General features: G+C 69.9%; 16 protein-coding genes. 10 read left to right on the forward strand and 6 right to left on the reverse strand.

Going from position 1 to position 15,504, the window contains the following annotated elements; translation table 11 throughout:
- Window position 1: 1 nt before the first annotated feature.
- The 3 genes from H4F98_RS13635 (at window position 2) to H4F98_RS13645 (ending at window position 2,114) form a co-directional block, all read left to right on the forward strand.
- The gene (locus tag H4F98_RS13635; RefSeq protein ID WP_182688382.1) at window positions 2–298 is read left to right on the forward strand and encodes an STAS domain-containing protein; all 297 of its coding nucleotides are present in this window, start codon (window positions 2–4) and stop codon (window positions 296–298) included.
- Between the two features lie 230 nt (window positions 299–528).
- Window positions 529–1,587, forward strand: coding sequence for an MlaA family lipoprotein (locus H4F98_RS13640; protein WP_182688415.1), 1,059 nt, complete (start codon window positions 529–531; stop codon window positions 1,585–1,587).
- 116 nt (window positions 1,588–1,703) lie between these two features.
- Window positions 1,704–2,114, forward strand: coding sequence for a hypothetical protein (locus H4F98_RS13645; RefSeq protein ID WP_182688383.1), 411 nt, complete (start codon window positions 1,704–1,706; stop codon window positions 2,112–2,114).
- Window positions 2,115–2,128: 14 nt separating this feature from the next.
- On the opposite strand, the gene H4F98_RS13650 is transcribed toward H4F98_RS13645, so the two are convergent.
- Window positions 2,129–3,598: a DNA recombination protein RmuC gene (locus H4F98_RS13650; protein WP_182688384.1), complete on the reverse strand. Its 1,470-nt coding sequence runs from the start codon at window positions 3,596–3,598 to the stop codon at window positions 2,129–2,131.
- A 123-nt stretch (window positions 3,599–3,721) separates the two neighbouring features.
- On the opposite strand from H4F98_RS13650, the gene H4F98_RS13655 reads away from it, so the two are divergent.
- Entirely contained in the window at window positions 3,722–4,072 is a 351-nt protein-coding gene (locus tag H4F98_RS13655; protein WP_182688385.1) for a GFA family protein, read from the forward strand.
- Between the two features lie 48 nt (window positions 4,073–4,120).
- Here the strand turns inward: H4F98_RS13655 and H4F98_RS13660 are convergent, their stop codons facing one another.
- Complete coding sequence (locus H4F98_RS13660; protein WP_182688386.1) at window positions 4,121–4,483, reverse strand: helix-turn-helix domain-containing protein; 363 nt, start codon at window positions 4,481–4,483, stop codon at window positions 4,121–4,123.
- 350 nt (window positions 4,484–4,833) lie between these two features.
- On the opposite strand from H4F98_RS13660, the gene H4F98_RS13665 reads away from it, so the two are divergent.
- Together H4F98_RS13665 and H4F98_RS13670 are read left to right on the forward strand one after the other, a co-directional pair.
- Window positions 4,834–5,676: a hypothetical protein gene (locus tag H4F98_RS13665; protein WP_182688387.1), complete on the forward strand. Its 843-nt coding sequence runs from the start codon at window positions 4,834–4,836 to the stop codon at window positions 5,674–5,676.
- Between the two features lie 39 nt (window positions 5,677–5,715).
- The gene (locus tag H4F98_RS13670; RefSeq protein WP_182688388.1) at window positions 5,716–6,570 is read left to right on the forward strand and encodes a hypothetical protein; all 855 of its coding nucleotides are present in this window, start codon (window positions 5,716–5,718) and stop codon (window positions 6,568–6,570) included.
- Window positions 6,571–7,158: 588 nt separating this feature from the next.
- On the opposite strand, the gene H4F98_RS13675 is transcribed toward H4F98_RS13670, so the two are convergent.
- Both H4F98_RS13675 and H4F98_RS13680 read right to left on the reverse strand, forming a co-directional pair.
- Window positions 7,159–7,365 carry a hypothetical protein gene (locus tag H4F98_RS13675; protein ID WP_182688389.1) on the reverse strand — a complete coding sequence of 69 codons (207 nt, stop codon included), beginning with the start codon at window positions 7,363–7,365 and terminating at the stop codon, window positions 7,159–7,161.
- Window positions 7,366–7,687: 322 nt separating this feature from the next.
- Window positions 7,688–8,857: a class I SAM-dependent rRNA methyltransferase gene (locus H4F98_RS13680; protein WP_182688390.1), complete on the reverse strand. Its 1,170-nt coding sequence runs from the start codon at window positions 8,855–8,857 to the stop codon at window positions 7,688–7,690.
- 278 nt (window positions 8,858–9,135) lie between these two features.
- On the opposite strand from H4F98_RS13680, the gene H4F98_RS13685 reads away from it, so the two are divergent.
- The 3 genes from H4F98_RS13685 (at window position 9,136) to H4F98_RS13695 (ending at window position 11,480) form a co-directional block, all read left to right on the forward strand.
- Window positions 9,136–10,092, forward strand: coding sequence for a TerC family protein (locus H4F98_RS13685; RefSeq protein ID WP_182688391.1), 957 nt, complete (start codon window positions 9,136–9,138; stop codon window positions 10,090–10,092).
- Window positions 10,093–10,162: 70 nt separating this feature from the next.
- On the forward strand, window positions 10,163–10,942 hold the full coding sequence (locus H4F98_RS13690; protein WP_182688392.1) for a rhomboid family intramembrane serine protease: 780 nt from the start codon (window positions 10,163–10,165) through the stop codon (window positions 10,940–10,942).
- A gap of 64 nt (window positions 10,943–11,006) precedes the next feature.
- Window positions 11,007–11,480 carry a cytochrome c oxidase assembly factor Coa1 family protein gene (locus tag H4F98_RS13695; protein WP_182688393.1) on the forward strand — a complete coding sequence of 158 codons (474 nt, stop codon included), beginning with the start codon at window positions 11,007–11,009 and terminating at the stop codon, window positions 11,478–11,480.
- An 18-nt stretch (window positions 11,481–11,498) separates the two neighbouring features.
- Here the strand turns inward: H4F98_RS13695 and H4F98_RS13700 are convergent, their stop codons facing one another.
- Together H4F98_RS13700 and H4F98_RS13705 are read right to left on the reverse strand one after the other, a co-directional pair.
- A complete protein-coding gene (locus tag H4F98_RS13700; protein WP_425487609.1) occupies window positions 11,499–12,983 on the reverse strand; it encodes an ABC transporter permease/substrate-binding protein in 1,485 nt (494 codons plus the stop codon).
- Entirely contained in the window at window positions 12,980–13,717 is a 738-nt protein-coding gene (locus tag H4F98_RS13705; protein ID WP_182688394.1) for an ATP-binding cassette domain-containing protein, read from the reverse strand. The genes H4F98_RS13700 and H4F98_RS13705 overlap by 4 nt, the downstream gene beginning before the upstream one ends.
- 69 nt (window positions 13,718–13,786) lie before the next feature.
- On the opposite strand from H4F98_RS13705, the gene H4F98_RS13710 reads away from it, so the two are divergent.
- Window positions 13,787–15,487 carry a M28 family metallopeptidase gene (locus H4F98_RS13710; RefSeq protein WP_182688395.1) on the forward strand — a complete coding sequence of 567 codons (1,701 nt, stop codon included), beginning with the start codon at window positions 13,787–13,789 and terminating at the stop codon, window positions 15,485–15,487.
- Window positions 15,488–15,504 lie beyond the last annotated feature (17 nt).

Consider the following 15,504-nt stretch of genomic DNA (forward strand, 5'->3'; position numbering starts at 1 on the left):
CATGGCCGACACGGCGCCCGCCACCGCCAGCGCGCGCCGCGAAGGCGACGCGCTGGTGTTCGCCGGGACGCTTGACCGCGATGCCTGCGCCGCCGTCTGGGCGCAGGCGCGCGGGCTGCTCGGCGGCGTCGTGCGTTTCGATCTCGCGCGCGTGGCGCGCATCGACAGCGCCGGCCTGGCGCTGCTCGCCGAACTGGCCGACCGCGCCGAAGCGGTTACCATCGAGGGCAGCCCCGAAGGCCTGGCCGAACTCCGCAGCGCCTACCGGCTCGACGCGCGGCTTGCCTACGGCGGCTGATTCCCCTTTCCAATACACAGTGTTCCGGTCGCCAACGCAGGATCGCGTGGCCGGCGCCCCCGCCCCGGACGTACACTGCCCCCATGCGATTCCCCCACTCGCACCCCCGTCCCATCCGCTTCGTGATGTGCCTGGCCGCTGGCCTGCTGGCCCTGCCGGCCCTGGACGCCGGCGCGCAGATCATCACCCGCCCGCTGTCGGCCCGCGAACAGGCGGCCTACCAGCGCTGCATGGAAGCGGCCGACAACGCGCCCTCGGCGTTCCAGCGCTGCCTCAACGAGGCCACCGGTGACGCGCAGGGCGAGACCGACCCGACCCAACCGGCGATCCCGGCCCCGGTGACGCCGCCGGCGGAGCCCGTCGAGCCCGTCACTCCGGTGGAGCCCGTCGAACCCGTCGAAACGACCGAGCCCGGGGAGGCCCCGCCCGTCGAGCCGGTGCCGCCGGGAGCAACGGTCGAGGGCGCCGTCGACGACGCGGCCGATGCGCCCACCCAGGCCGAGATCGACTACCTCGACATCTACGGCGATCCCTACAACCCCGTCGCCGATTCCACCCTGCCGGCGCCGGCCGAAGTGGCCCCCAGCTACGATCCGTGGGAGCGCTACAACCGCAAGATGCACCGCTTCAACAACGCGGTGGACCGCAGCGTCGCGCGCCCGCTCGCGCGCGGCTACGTGAAGGTCGTCCCGCGCCCCGTGCGCCTGGGCGTGAGCAACTTCTTCAACAACCTCGGCCAGCCGGTGGCCGCGGTGAATGCGCTGCTGCAGGGCAAGCCCAGACAGGCCGGGCAGTCGCTGGGACGTTTCCTGCTCAACAGCACGCTGGGGATCGCGGGCATCTTCGACCCGGCCAGCGACGCCAAGCTGCCCAATCGCAGCGAGGACTTCGGCCAGACCCTCGGCGTCTGGGGCTGGAAGCGCTCGCGCTACGTCGAGCTGCCGCTGTTCGGGCCGCGCACCCTGCGCGACAGTTTCGGCATGGTCGGCGACGCGCCCCTGAGCCCGCTGCGCCAGGTCGAGGTCGACAAGGTACGCATCCCCGTGCAGGGCCTGCAGCTGGTCGACGTGCGTGCCCAGTTGCTGGCCACCGACAGCCTGCGCGAGGGCGCCGAGGACGATTACACCCTGGTGCGCGATGCCTGGATGCAGCGCCGCAGCTACCAGATCTTCGGCGATCGCCAGCTCGAGGAAGACGACTCGCTACCGGACTATCTGCGCGAGGAGAACAACCCCACCGTGCCGGTCGATGCGATGCCGGTGCTGCCGGCCGACAGCGGCGGCGGCTGACGTCCCTCGCCGCGGGGGTGATGCCTGACCCCGTCGCCTGTTAAGGTGTCGCCGTCCCGGCGCGCCCGCTCCGTCGAGCGCCCTCAAGGATCGACCCACCAGAGAAGGACTTTGCGATGCCCCGTTCGCCATCCCCCCTCGGCCTGATCGGCCGGGTTTCCACCCTCCTGGCCCTGGCCGCCGCGTCCAGCGCCTGTGCCTCCACGCCCGAGGAGGTCGTCCCGCCCTCGACGATCCGTGGCCAGTACATCTTCCAGGACGGTTCGCACCTGATCCGCCCGTGCGGCAACCAGGCCCCGCTGTGGGTGGTCGGTTCCGAGGACGTGCTCGAGCCGCTGCGCACGCGTTCCACCGCGCATTCGATGGCGCTGGGCGTGCCCAACCAGGGCGTGTATGCCGAGATCACCGGCACGCTGGAGTCCAGCGATGCCCCGGGCTACCCGCAGAAGCTGCGTGCCGCCGAGGTCGAACGCCTCGACGACCACCTGCCCGATACCTGCGCGGTGCCCAACGCCGCGACCGGCTGATCCGGCCGCGCCGGTCAGTCGGCGTCGACCGCGTCCCGCCCCAGCGCCGGACCGTCGGCCTGGGGCAGGCGGCCCGGTGATTCGGACTCCGCATCATCGGCCGGCAGCAGCTTCTTGCCACGTGCGCCCATTGCTTCAAGGCGGCGTGCCCGCTCCATCACCGATTGCGGCGACTCTGTCAGGCGCCTGCGCGCGCCGTCGTAGCTCTCGCGGGCCTGGCGCAGGCGTTCGTCGACCTTGTCGAAGTCGGCCAGGAAGCCATTCAGTGCGTCGATCAGCAGGCCACCACTGCGGCTGATCTGCATGGCCTGCTTCTGCACGCGATCGCGCGTCCATAGCCGGTCGACGACGCGGAGCACCGCCATCAAGGTGTTGGGCGACGCCAGGACCACGCGCCGGTCGAACGCGAACGCCTGCAGTTCGGCGTCGGCGCCGAGTGCAGCCGACAGGGCGCCCTCGATCGGCACGAAGGCCACCGTCACTTCCAGCGTGTCCTCGCCCATCGCACGCGGATAGTCGCGCTCGGCGAGGTCCTTCACGTGCTGCCGCAGCGCGACCGCGTGCCGTCGCAATGCATCCTGCTGGTCCAGTGGCTCTTCCGCATTCATCGCCTCCTGCCAGGCGATCAGGTTGACCTTGCTGTCGACGACGATGCGTCGATCATCGGGCAGCCGCACGACGATGTCCGGCCGGAGCATCCGCCCGTCGGCATCGCTCGTGCTGTGTTGCCGCTCGTAGTGTTCGCCCTCCTGGAGCCCCGAGCCACGCAGCACGCTCTCGAGCATCAATTCACCCCAGTCGCCACGCACCTTGGCGTTGCCCCGCAACGCGCGGGTCAGTTCGAGCGCCCGCTGCGCCATGTCCTGGTTGAGCGACTTCAGTTCGTTGACCGCACCCGCCAGCGATGCACGCTCCTTGGCTTCTTCGGCATACAGCACGTCGACGCGCTGGCGGAATTCGCCGATCCGGTCGGCGAACGGCTTGAGCAGGACCTCGATGTCGCTGCGCGAGCGCTCGGCGCTGCTCTTCACCGTGTCCGAGAAGGTCTTGCCGGCCAGCTCGGCGAAGGCCGCGGACAATCGCTGCTGGGCCTGCTCGAGGAACTGCTTCATTTCGAGGTTGGCCCGCTCCCCATGCTCCAGATGGGCGCGGGCACGGGCCAGCTCCGTTTCCATTTCGCTGCGCGCCTGCCGCAGGCGCGTCGACTCGCCGTCCAGGGCCGCGACCTGGGCCAGGGCTTCCCCGGTCCGCGCGTGCGCCGACTCGAGCTCGCCTTCGCGGGACGCCAGGCGCTCCTGCAGGCGGGCGGCCTCGGCAGCCAGCACCTGGCGCGCGTCGCGCTCGGCATTCAACTCGTCCCGCAGGCGCGCCTGCGATGGGTCGGACGCGACATCGGGCCGGCGCAGCAACAGGACCACCAGCAGGCCCACGGCGACCAGCACGGCCAGCAGGAGGATCAGGACGAGGACTTGGATGTCGGGCATGCCGCCAGTGTAGCGGGCCCTGTCGCGCCGACCGAGACTGGCCGGTGATTCGCTCGCCATGCAGGCGTATGGTCTGCACCACGGTCCCCCGGGGCCACCCGACAACGACAAGGAGACGACGAGATGACCACCCACACGGGAAGCTGCCACTGCGGGGCGGTGGCGTACGAGGTCGAAGGCGACATCGACGGCGGCCTGGACTGCAACTGTTCGATCTGCCGGCGCAAGGGCGCGCTGCTGTGGTTCGTGCCGCGCGCGGCGCTGCGCATCCACCAGGGCGAGGACGCGCTGCGCGCGTACACGTTCAACAAGCACGCCATCCAGCACCGGTTCTGCGGCACCTGCGGCATGCATCCGTTCGGAGAGGGCACCGACCCGAAGGGCAACGCGATGGCGGCGATCAACCTGCGCTGCCTGGACGGCGTCGACCTGGCCGCGATCCCGGTCCAGCACTTCGACGGCGCCGCACTCTGAAGCGGCGCGCGGGGCCGGTACGCCGGCCCCGGTCCCGCCGGCGCGGGTTCAGTCCTCGAGCAGCGCCAGCAGGCCCTTGCGCCGGCTCGGCTTGAGCGCGCGGAAGTGCGCCAGCAGCGCCGCCTCGTCCGCATTCCCGGCAACCGCGGCGGGATAGTCCGGCGGCGCCTCGGCGACATGGCGGCCGCCGCCGTCGGCGCGGCCGATGCCGTCGATCAGGTAATCCAGGCTCAGGCCATAGCGCGCGACCAGCCGCCGGATCTCGGAGAGGTTCTCCAGGCGCGGCTGCGCCCGGCCGCTTTCCCATTTGGAAACGGTCGCCTTCGATACGTTGAGTTCGAAGCCGATCTGCTCCTGGGACCATCCATGGACGTCCCGGAAGCGTTTGAACCGGGCGCCAAAGTGCTCCATGCCCGCATTCTCGGCAGATCATCCCCGGCTGTCGTTTCCCTTTGTTGACAATTGTGGTTTCCTTATGGAAACATCAAGCCTGGCTTCGAGGAACGAACGCGATGCACGGACGGCATGCCACCGGGAAAGTCCCGCGCTGCCGCTCCGCCCGGCCGGCGCCCCCGGCCATTGGGCGGCCACGCACGCCACACGAGACCTGCCGCCGCGCCCGCTCCCGCGGACGCGCGGCAACACGCAACCGGCATGAGGCCGGCCACCCGGCGCACGGCGTCTGCGCCGGACGTCTGCAGGGCAACGGACGCACAGGGGAACGGGACGCCCCACCACCTTCCAGAAAAGGACTTTGAACCATGACCATGAACCTTCGACTCCCCACCACCCTCCTGGCCTTCCTGGGTCTCGCATTCGCCTCCGGCGAAGCGCCCGCGGGCGGCGTGGTGGTCTGCAACAACTGCACCTCGGTCGCCCAGGCGGCCAAGCAGGGCGGGAACGGCCTGGTGATCGTGTCGGACTTCAGCCGCAAGAAGATCTGGGGCTTCCGCAACGAATACGACCGCGAAACCGGGGGCTTCCTGCCGATGCCGGTGCCGATCCCCGGCGCCATCAACCACAGCCACCAGCTGACGATGTCGGCGGTCACACCCGCATCGGCCGACATCGTGCTCCGACAGGACGACCCGGGCAGCAACGCCTTCCCCTTCCCCGCCGGCTTCGAAGGCTGGAGCGCGTACGAGGTGGCCACCGACACCAACATGCGCGCCCAGTTCGGTCGTGCGCTCGCGGCCAGCTACGCAGGCGCGACCACCAGCTCCAACACCTGGAACAACCTGGCCACGTCGCTCAAGTCGCTCGCGGTCGACTGGATGTCGGGCAGGCTGAACTTCGACTTCATCACCATCACCGTCCACTGGAGCGACGGCAGCATCACGCCCATGGTGATCCGCAAGGGCAACGTCACCCTGGCCGAACCCATCCAGGGGCAGAGCTTCGATGCCGACGGCAACCGGATTCCCGACCCGGAAGTCACCCAGGATGGCAGCGACTACGTCGGCAATTACCGGTTCCGCTCCGACGCCAATCTCGACAACTGGCTGTACGCCGCCAATCGCTATGGCGTTCCCATCACCGGGACGCCGAGCCGGCGAATGAGCTGCAGCTGGGACGGCCAGACGCTCCGCTGCCACTACTACTGATTCCGCATCAATCCCGCACACGCGAACAGGAGGTTCAGCATGGGCGACACGCGAATCCCGCACCTTCGACCCGGCACGGCCTGGGTGGCCACCCTGCTGCTGGCCGGCACGTTCGGGCCGGCCGTCGCAGGCGGACTGGTGGTCTGCAACGACTGTAGCGATCCGGCCGACGCCGCCGAAAAAGGAGGCGGCGGCACGGTCCTGGTCTCCGACTTCCATGGCCGCAAGCTCTGGGCCTTCGAGAACCGCTTCGACGGCGATGCCCAGCGCTATCGGGCCCGGCCCAGACCGGTCCCCGCCTCCATCGCCGAGGCCTTCGCACGCATCGTCAACATCACCGATGCCACGCAGGCCGTCATCACGGTAAGGCAGGGCATCGTCGCCGGTACCGGCATGATGTTCCCCGACGGCTTCGAGGACGCGAACGCCGCCCTCGTCGCCGCCGACAGCGATATGCAGCAGCTGCTGGGCACCGCCCTGGCCCGGCGCTTCGCGGGTGCAGGTCCCGGCTCGGCGACCCTCAACGACCTGGCCTTCGAGCTGACCGCGTTGGGCCTGGACTTCACCGGCAAGGCGATCGGGCTGGACGGTGTCACCGTCAACCTCGTCTGGCGCGACGGCAGTCGAACGATGATGAAGCTGCGTAGTGACGCGATCACCCGGGCGGAGTACGTCGTCGGCGCCAGCGAGGACGCTGAAGGCAACAAGTTGCCCGACAGCAGCATCGCCAGCGACGGAGGCAGCTACGTCGGCGACTATCGCTTCAGCGACCCTGCCTTGATCGACGATTGGTTGCACGCCGCCGCGCAGTTCGACATTCCGATCCGGGGCACGCCGGGACCACGGATGTCCTGCGTATGGGAAAACCACGCCTTGGCCTGCCATTTCCACTGAAGCTTCGGTGCGGGGGTGGTCCCTTTCGCCACAACGCCACACTCCCGGGGCCATCCCCCACCACCGCACTCGGACAAGAACCAGGGGAGCATCCGTCGCCTTCGCCTCCACTCCACCGGCGCCAGCGACGTTGGCCGCGAACCGTGCGTGACCCGTGGCACGCATCTTTCGCGGTCTTTTTTTTCATCGCAGGATGGGTTGCGCCAAGCAAAGCCATTCCTGCGCCCATGCGTCACGATTGCCGGCGACGGTGGGTATCGCCTTCGGCTCGACCCACCCTACGCCGGGACCACAACCACGTCTTGGCCGGTAGCCCCCACGGGCCGTCATCCCAGCGAACGCTGGGATCCAGCTCTTGCCGTCCAACGTGCCGCGAACCATCGCCCCCGGGTGCGCTGCGCTGACCCGGGGTTACGCAACCGGGATGACGCGGAGTGGTGGCGTAGCACCGTAGGATAGGTTGCTCGAAAGAAGGCCAATCCTGCGTCCATGTGTCGCGCTTGCCATTGACGGTGGGTTTCGCCTTCGGCTCTACCCACCCTACGGCAAGACCGCAACCGCGTCTTGACCGGGAGCCCCCACAGGCCGTCATCCCAGCGAACGCTGGGATCGAGTCTTTGCTTTCCAACTTTCCGTGAACCATCCCCCCCCGGGTGCGCATCGCCTACCCGGGCTACGCCGCGCGTTGCCGTTGCCGTTGCCGTTGCCGTTGCCGTTGCCGTTGCCGTTGCCGTTGCCGTTGATCTTGATCTTGATCTTGATCTTGATCTTCGCGACTTTGAGGCCGCCGAGCACCGCAGGGCGTGGCGGCCGAAGAGGCGCCCTTGTCTGAGCGCAGCGAGTTTGGGCGCCGTGCCGCCACGACCGAGAAGCGCAGGGCACCGGCGCGGCGAAGCCGTGCCGGCGGCCGATGGAGCCGCCGGTTTTGGTTCCTTTTGACAAGACAAAAGGAACCCGCCCACAGGGCGGAAGCCTTTGATCTTGCCTTGCGACCAAATCACCCCGCGAATGATGGGTTGCGCGATGCAAAACCCATCGCTCCTTGTGGCTGTGAGCGACGGTGGGTATCGCCTTCGGCTCGATCCGCCCTACGGCGACGTCGCAACGGAAGGCGCGATCAGTCGATCACGCGGCAGAACACGGCCTTCAGGTAGCGCGACTCCTGCACCCCCGCGATCCAGGGGTGGTCGGGCCCGGCGCCGGCGACCTTGAGCACCTGCACGGTACGCCCGGCATAGAAGGCCGCGCGGCGCAACATGTCCAGGAACTGTTCCTCGCTGACCAGCCCGGTGCAGGAGAACGTGGCGAACAGCCCGCCGGGCTTCACCACGCCCAGGGCCAGCTTGTTCATGTCGAGGTACTTCTTGAGCGCCGGGATGACCTGGTCGCGATCGCGCGTCATCTTGGCCGGGTCGAGGATGACGACGTCGTACGCCTCGCCGGCGTTGGCCGCGTCGCGCAGCCAGGGGAAGATGTCGGCCTGCACGAAGCGCGGGCGCACGTTGTTGAGCCGGGCGTTGCCCTTGGCGATCTCGATCACGTCGGCATCGATGTCCACGCCGACGACCTCGCTGGCGCCGCGGACCGCGGCGTAGACGGCAAAGCCACCGGTGTTGCAGCAAAGGTCCAGCACCGATGCGCCTTCGACGTGCTGCGACAGCCACTCGCGGTTCTCGCGCTGGTCGGCGAAGAAGCCGGTCTTGTGGGCTCCGGCCGGGTCGGCGCGGAACTTCACCCCATGCTCGCTGATGACCGCCGGCGGCACCGGCGGATTGCCGCGGAAGTCGAAGCTTTCCTGTTTCTGCACGTGCTCGTCGGCAAAGCTGTAGAAGCGGCAACCCGGGAACTGCTCGGTCAGCGCCTCGTAGATCCAGTCGCGGTGGCGGAACATGCCGGCACTGAAGAACTCCACGACGAGCAGGTCGTCGTAGCGATCGACCACCAGGCCGGACAATCCGTCGCCCTCGCTGTGGACCACGCGCCAGGCGTTGCCGGCGCCATCGAGCTTGAGCGTTTCGCGTCGCAGGGCGACGGCCTCGGCGATCTTGCGCGAGAACCAGCCCGCGTCCACCGGGACCTCGCGCCGGGTCTCCAGTATGCGCACCGCGATGCGCGAATGACCGTTGTAGAAGCCCCGACCGATCCAGTCGCCCTCCACCCCGATCACGTCGACGATGCTGCCCGGCTTGGGCCGCTGGGTGGGCTTTTCGACCAGGCGCTGGAAGATCCAGGGATGGCTGGATTTCCAGGCGTTCTTGAGGCGGACGGTAGGGACGGGTGCGTTCATCGGAATATTGTACCGGCGCACGCACGCGGCGATTGACCTTTGCCGGGCGCGCACCCAGAATCCCGGGCTACAGAAGGGGAGTAGCTCCCAACTTCGCCGTCGTCATTACGAGCGGTGGGACCGCGTCCCACTCCTCCGGCCCGAAGGCGGTCCAGGTCCCATCGGGAACCGGGCCGCGAGCAAGACCTTCGCCGCAAGGCGGAGGTCTGTCCGGAACCCACGGAAACAGCCCGAACCCTGCGGTTCGGGCTTTTTCATGTTCCGGAGACGCATCAGCAATGGAAACGATCGGCAGTCCCCTGCTCTGGGGCGCTTTCGCCCTCCTCGTGGTCCTGGCCCTGCAGGTCGACCTGGTGCTGATGCGCCACGGCGGACCGCACAAGGTCACCGTGCGCGAAGCCGCCTGGTGGAGCCTGGGCTGGGTGGCCCTGGCCCTGGCCTTCAACGCCGGGCTGTGGTGGTACCTCAAGGGCACGGCGGGGCCGGAGGTCGCGCATCGGATCGGCCTGGAGTTCCTGACCGGCTACCTGGTGGAGAAATCGCTGGCGGTCGACAACATCTTCGTCTTCCTGACGATCTTCACTTACTTCGCGGTGCCCGAAGAGCAGCGCCAGCGCGCACTGGTGATCGGCGTGCTCGGGGCAATCGCGCTTCGCGCGGTGATGATCTTCGCCGGCGCCGCGCTGCTGGCCCGCTTCCACTGGATGCTCTACGTGTTCGGCGTCTTCCTGCTGGTGACGGGCGTGAAGATGTGGATCGCCGCCGGCCAGGAACCCGACCTGGCGCGCAACCCGGTGCTGCGCTGGATGCGCGGCCACCTGCCCCTGCTGCGCAACTACCAGGGCAACGCGCTGAGCGTGGTACGCAACGGGCGCCGGCTGTACACGCCCTTGTTCGTCGTCATCGTCATGATCGCGATCACCGACGTGATCTTCGCCGTCGACAGCATCCCGGCGATCTTCGCGATCACCTACGATCCGTTCATCGTGCTGACTTCCAACGTCTTCGCCGTGCTCGGCCTGCGGGCGATGTTCTTCCTGCTGGCGGGCATGGCCGACCGCTTCCACCTGTTGCCCTACGGCCTGGCGCTGGTGCTGGCCTTCATCGGCACCAAGATGCTGATCGTCGAGTGGTACAAGATCCCGGTGCTGGCCTCGCTCGCGGTCGTGGCATTGGTGTTGGCCGCGACCATGGTCCTGAGCCTGCTGCTGCCGCCGCGCGTTCCCGCCGATTGATCCCCATGCGGGACGCTGGCGCCCGCGGGCGGGACTTGCAATCGCGGCCACGGGCTGCCATCTGATGGGCATGAAGCTGCCCACCGATGCGGACATCCTCGACACCCCGGCCCAGCGGCAGGCCGACAAGCGCCGCTGGCTGCGGGCGTTCAACCTCAGCCTCGGCTTCGCCCTGCTGCTGACGGCGGTGTTCCTGGGCCAGCCCTACTTCGACGTGGAGCGCTGGACGGTGACGCCTGGGTCGGTGGCCGGCCTGCTGGGCGTGCTCGGCGCCCCCCTGCTGCATGGCTCCTTCGAGCACTTGGCCGCCAACGCCATCTCCCTGCTGATGCTCGGCACGCTCGCAGGCGGCATGTACCCGCGCGCCACCGTCCGCGCCCTGCCGCTGATCTGGCTGGGCTCGGGCCTCGTGGCCTGGCTGCTGGGCGACGCCGGCAGCCACCACCTCGGTGCCAGCGGCCTGACCCACGGCCTCATGTTCATGGTCTTCCTGCTCGGCCTGCTGCGACGCGACCGCCCCGCGGTCGCGGCCTCGATGGCCGCCTTCCTGTTCTACGGCGGCATGTTGTTGACCGTGCTGCCGCGGGAGCCCGGCGTGTCCTGGCAGGCGCACATGGGCGGCGCGATCGGCGGCGTGGTCGCCGCCTGGCTCTTCAGCCGGCTCGACCCGCAACCGCCGCGCAAGCGCTACAGTTGGGAGGACGAGGACGAGATCGATGCCCGGGCCGAGGCCACGCGCGCGGAGCTCGAACCCGGCGCCCCCGAGGACGTACCGGTGATCTGGCACCGCCCCGAGCCCGGCGACGACGAGGAACGCGGCGTGGTGCTGCGCTTTCCGCCCCGCAAGTAGCGCTGCGCCTGTCGTCCCGGTGCACGACCCGCGCCGCCAACGCCACCGCTGACAAGGAGAGGCCATGTCGACCCAAGCGCCAGCGCGAAGCTGGTGGCAACGCAACTGGAAGTGGTGCCTGCCGCTGGCCGGCGCGGGCCTGCTGGCGGCGTTCGCGCTGGCCATGTTCGGCATGTTCTCGCTGCTGTTCGGCCTGCTGGCCCACTCGGCGCCCTACCAGCACGCCATCGAACGGGCGCGCGCCTCGACGGCGGTCGTGGCCGCGCTCGGCGAGCCGATCGAAACCGGGTTCATGACCCAGGGCCACCTGAACACCACGAACGACGAAGGCGAGGCGAACCTGCGCGTTCCACTGGAGGGCCCCAGGGGGAGGGCCTCCGTGCACGTGGAAGCCACGCGCGCGAATGGCCTCTGGACCTACCAGACGCTCGACGCCGTCCTGGCCGACGGCAGCAGGATCGACCTGCGCGAGGCCAACGGCAACGACGCCGGCGATCCCCCGGCGCGCTATCGCAAGGCACTGCCGGAACGCCCCTGACGGCGGCCTACCCAGGCCCTACTGGCGGGCTGCGATGCGCAGGCCGCGCGGGGTCAGGCCTCGTTCGATCGCCTCGAACAGGCCCTGCACCGCCAGCGCCAGCAGCGCGGCCGGGATGGCGCCTTCCAGGATCATGCCGATGTCGTCCAGGCGGATGCCGGTGAGGATCGGCTGGCCGTAGCCGCCCGCGCCGATCAGTGCGCCGAGCGTCGCGGTGCCCACGTTGATCACCGCCGCGGTCTTGATGCCGGCCAGAATCGTGCCCAGGGCGAGCGGTAGCTCCACCCGCCACAAGCGCGTGCGCGAGGGCAGGCCGATCGCCGCCGCGGTTTCGCGCAGGTCGCGGGGAATGCCGGTGAGCCCGGCATGGGTGTTGCGGACGATCGGCAGCAGGCTGTAGAGGAAGAGGGCGGCGATCGCCGGGCCGGCGCCGATCCCGAACAGCGGGATCATGAAGACGAACACGGCCAGCGAGGGCAGGGTCTGCAGCAGGCCGGTGAACGTCAGCACGAGCTGGCCGAGGCGCGGCCGGCGCGCGGCGACGACGCCCAGCGGCAAGGCGACCAGCAGCGCGAGCGCCAGCGACATCGCCACCAGTTGCAGGTGCTCGAGGCTACGACGGGCGATGCGTGCCGTGCGGCCACCGGCACGCGGCGCCTCCACGCCCAGCCAGTCGGCCGCGACCCGGGCTTCGGTCTCGCGCCCGAGCTTCACCCGCGCGTTGAGCCCGCGCATGGTCGCGGCATCGATGCGACCGGCCATCGCGTCGAGCGCGGCGGTCCAGTCGGGCGCCCGCATGGAGAGATCCTCGCGGTAGAGATAGACCGCCTGGTAGGACGGGAAATAGCGGCGATCGTCGTCCAGCACCACCAGGCCGTAGTGCGCGATCTCCGCATCGGTGCTGTAGAGGTCGATGACGTCGATCGCACCGCTTTCCAGGCCCCGGTAGGCGAGGTCGTGGTCCAGGCCGTTGGCCGCCTGCGGCAGTCCGTAGGTGGCACGCAGGCCGGGCCATCCGTCGGCCCGTTGCATGAACTCGTTGCTCAGGCCGACGCGCAGCCCCGGGTGCGCCGCCAGGTCGGAGATGCTGTCGACCTGGAGCTCCAGCGCGCGGTCGGCGCGCATGCCCAGGGCATAGGTGTTGTCGAAGCCGAGCGGGGCGGTCATGCGCAGGCCGCGCGTGGCCAGTGCATCGACCAGGTCGTCCTCGTCGGCACCGGGCATTTGCAGCAACTCCTGCGCGAGGGTGCCGGTGTACTCCGGGTACAGGTCGATGTCGCCCTCCTCCAGCGCGCGCCAGAGGATGCGGGTACCGCCCAGCTGGCGGCGATGCTCGACCGAGTGGCCCTGCTGGCGGCCGACGCCGGCGGCGATCTCGCCCAGGATCACCGACTCGGTGAAGTTCTTGCTGCCCACGCGCAGGCTCTCGCCGGCGAAGACGCCGTGGCTGGCGCACGCCAGCAGCAGGCACAGGCAGGCGGCGACGGCCGCGGCAGGCCTCACAGGCAGGCCTCGAGGCTGCGCTGGGCCTGCAGGAACTCGCGCACGAAGGGCTCGGTGGGCGCGTCGTGCAGGGCGCGCGCCGAGCCCTCCTGGACCACGCGGCCGGCTCGAAGCAGGACCAGGGTGTCGGCGAGGTACGCGGCCTCGGCGACGTCGTGGGTGACCATCACCACGGTCTTGCCCAGGCGCGCGAACAGCTCGCGCATCTGCGCCTGCAGGTCGTGGCGGATCACCGGATCGAGCGCGCCCAGGGGCTCGTCGAGCAACAGCACGGGCGGGTCGAGCATCAATGCGCGCACCAGTCCCACGCGCTGGCGCTGGCCACCGGAAAGCTCCGCGGGAAAGCGCTGCAGCGCATCGAAGGGCAGCTGGCACAGGGTCGAGAGCGCCTCCAGGCGCTCGCGTATGCGCTCGCGCGGCCAGCCCAGGGTGCGGGCGAGCAGGGCCGCGTTGTCGCCGGCGCTCAGGTGCGGGAACAGGCCGCCTTCCTGGATCACGTAGCCGATGCGCCGGCGCTGCTCGAGCAGGGCCTCGCGCCGCAGCGGCTCGCCATCGAAGCGAACCTCGCCGCGATCCGGCCACTCCAGGCCGATCAGCATCCGCAGGACGGTCGACTTGCCGGCCCCGCTGGGCCCGATCAGGGCGGTCCGGTGGCCGGCCGCGATGTGCAGGTCGACGCCGTCCAGGGCGACGGTCGACCCATAGCGCTTGTCGACGCCGGCAAGGGTGAACATGCTGGCAGCTTAGCGCAGCGGCCCGCGGCCCGGAGCCGATACCATGGGGCTGCCTACCCGGGATCCGCCATGCAACTTCGCCGCTCTCCACTCCTCCTGGCCGCCGCCGTCGCGCTCCTGCTCGCCGCCTGCTCGCCTTCCGCGCCTCCGCCGGTCGAACGCGAGCCCTACGACGCGAGCGCGTCGGCCGATGCGCGACGGATCGAGGCCGACGTGCGCTTCCTGGCCGACGACCTGCTCGAGGGCCGCGAGGCCGGCACCCGCGGGCATGCATTGGCATCGCTGTACGTGGCCCAGCGCTTTCGCGCCACCGGCCTGGCCCCGGCCGGGGAGGACGGTTACTACCAGGCGGTGCCGATGCTGGAAGCCCGCCGCGTCGAGACCGGTGCCCGCTTCGTGGTGGAGCGGGCGGGTCGCGAGCTCGCGCTGCGCTACCGCGACCAGTACCTGCCCGACGTCAACTTCAACACCGGCGACGCCAAGGTCGAGGCGCCGATGGTCTTCGTCGGCCAGGGCGTCCATGCGCCAGCGCTGGGGCACGACGATTTCGAGGGCCTGGACGTGCGCGGACGCGTCGCGGTGCTCTTCAACGGGGCGCCCGCGCGCTTCGACACCGACCGCCGCGCCTTCCATGCCTCGCAGCGCGAGAAGTTGCGCGAACTCAGCGCGCGTGGCGCGGTCGGCGCGATCTTCGTGGCCACCGACCGCGACGAGGCACGCTCGCCCTGGGCACGCGGCGTCGCCAACTGGGAGCGGCCCTCGATGCGCCTGCGCGACGCGGACGGCACGGCGCTCGATACCTTCCCGGACCTCAAGGTCGTGGCCCGGGTCAGCGCGGCGGCGGCACCGCTGCTGCTCGATGCCGGCGGGCACGAGGCCCGCGCGCTGTTCGAGGCCAACGCGGCCGGGACCCTGCGCGGCTTCCCGTTGCCGGGCACCGTCCGGCTGGCGGCACGCACCCGGATCGCGCCGGCCGAATCGCGCAACGTGGTCGGCCGCCTGGCCGGCAGCGATCCCACGCTCGCGGCCGAGCACGTGGTGTTCAGCGCCCACCTCGACCATGTCGGCATCGGCGCGCCGGTGGACGGCGACGCGATCTACAACGGCGCACTCGACAACGCGCTGGGCGTGGCGATCATGCTGGAGGCAGCCAAGCGGCTGGCGCAGTCGGACGCGCCGCCGAAGCGCTCGATCCTGTTCGTCGCGGTCACCGCCGAGGAGAAGGGCCTGCTGGGCGCGGAGTGGTTCGCGCGGCACCCGACCGTCGCCCCCGGGTCGCTGGTCGCGAACATCAACATGGACATGCCGGTGCTGCTGGCACCGACCACCGACGCGGTGCCGGTGGGGATCGAGCATTCCAGCCTGCAGCCGCTGGTGGAGGCCGCCGCGCGCGAGGTCGGCGTCGCGCTCTCGCCCGACCCGGTGCCGGAGGAATCGATATTCGTGCGCAGCGACCAGTACGCCTTCATCCGCAGCGGCGTGCCCTCGGTCTACCTGGTCGGCGGCTACACCGGCCGCGACGGCGTCGACGCCCGCGCGATCAACGGCGCCTTCCTGCGCGAGCACTACCACCGCCCCGGCGACGACGCCTCCCAGCCGATCCGCTACGACGACGCGGCGCGCCTGGCACGCCTCAATGCCGTGATCGGGCAGAAGGTCGCCGATACCCCGGAGCGACCCCGATGGAACGACGGCGACTTCTTCGGCGAACACTTCGGCAGCACCGCCATGCCCGCCGAACCGGCGGTGAACGCGTCCGCGCCGGAATGACCTCCGGCCGGTGACGG

The sequence above is a fragment of the Marilutibacter spongiae genome (genome assembly GCF_014145325.1).
In the GTDB taxonomy this organism is placed as follows: Bacteria; Pseudomonadota; Gammaproteobacteria; order Xanthomonadales; family Xanthomonadaceae; genus Marilutibacter; species Marilutibacter spongiae.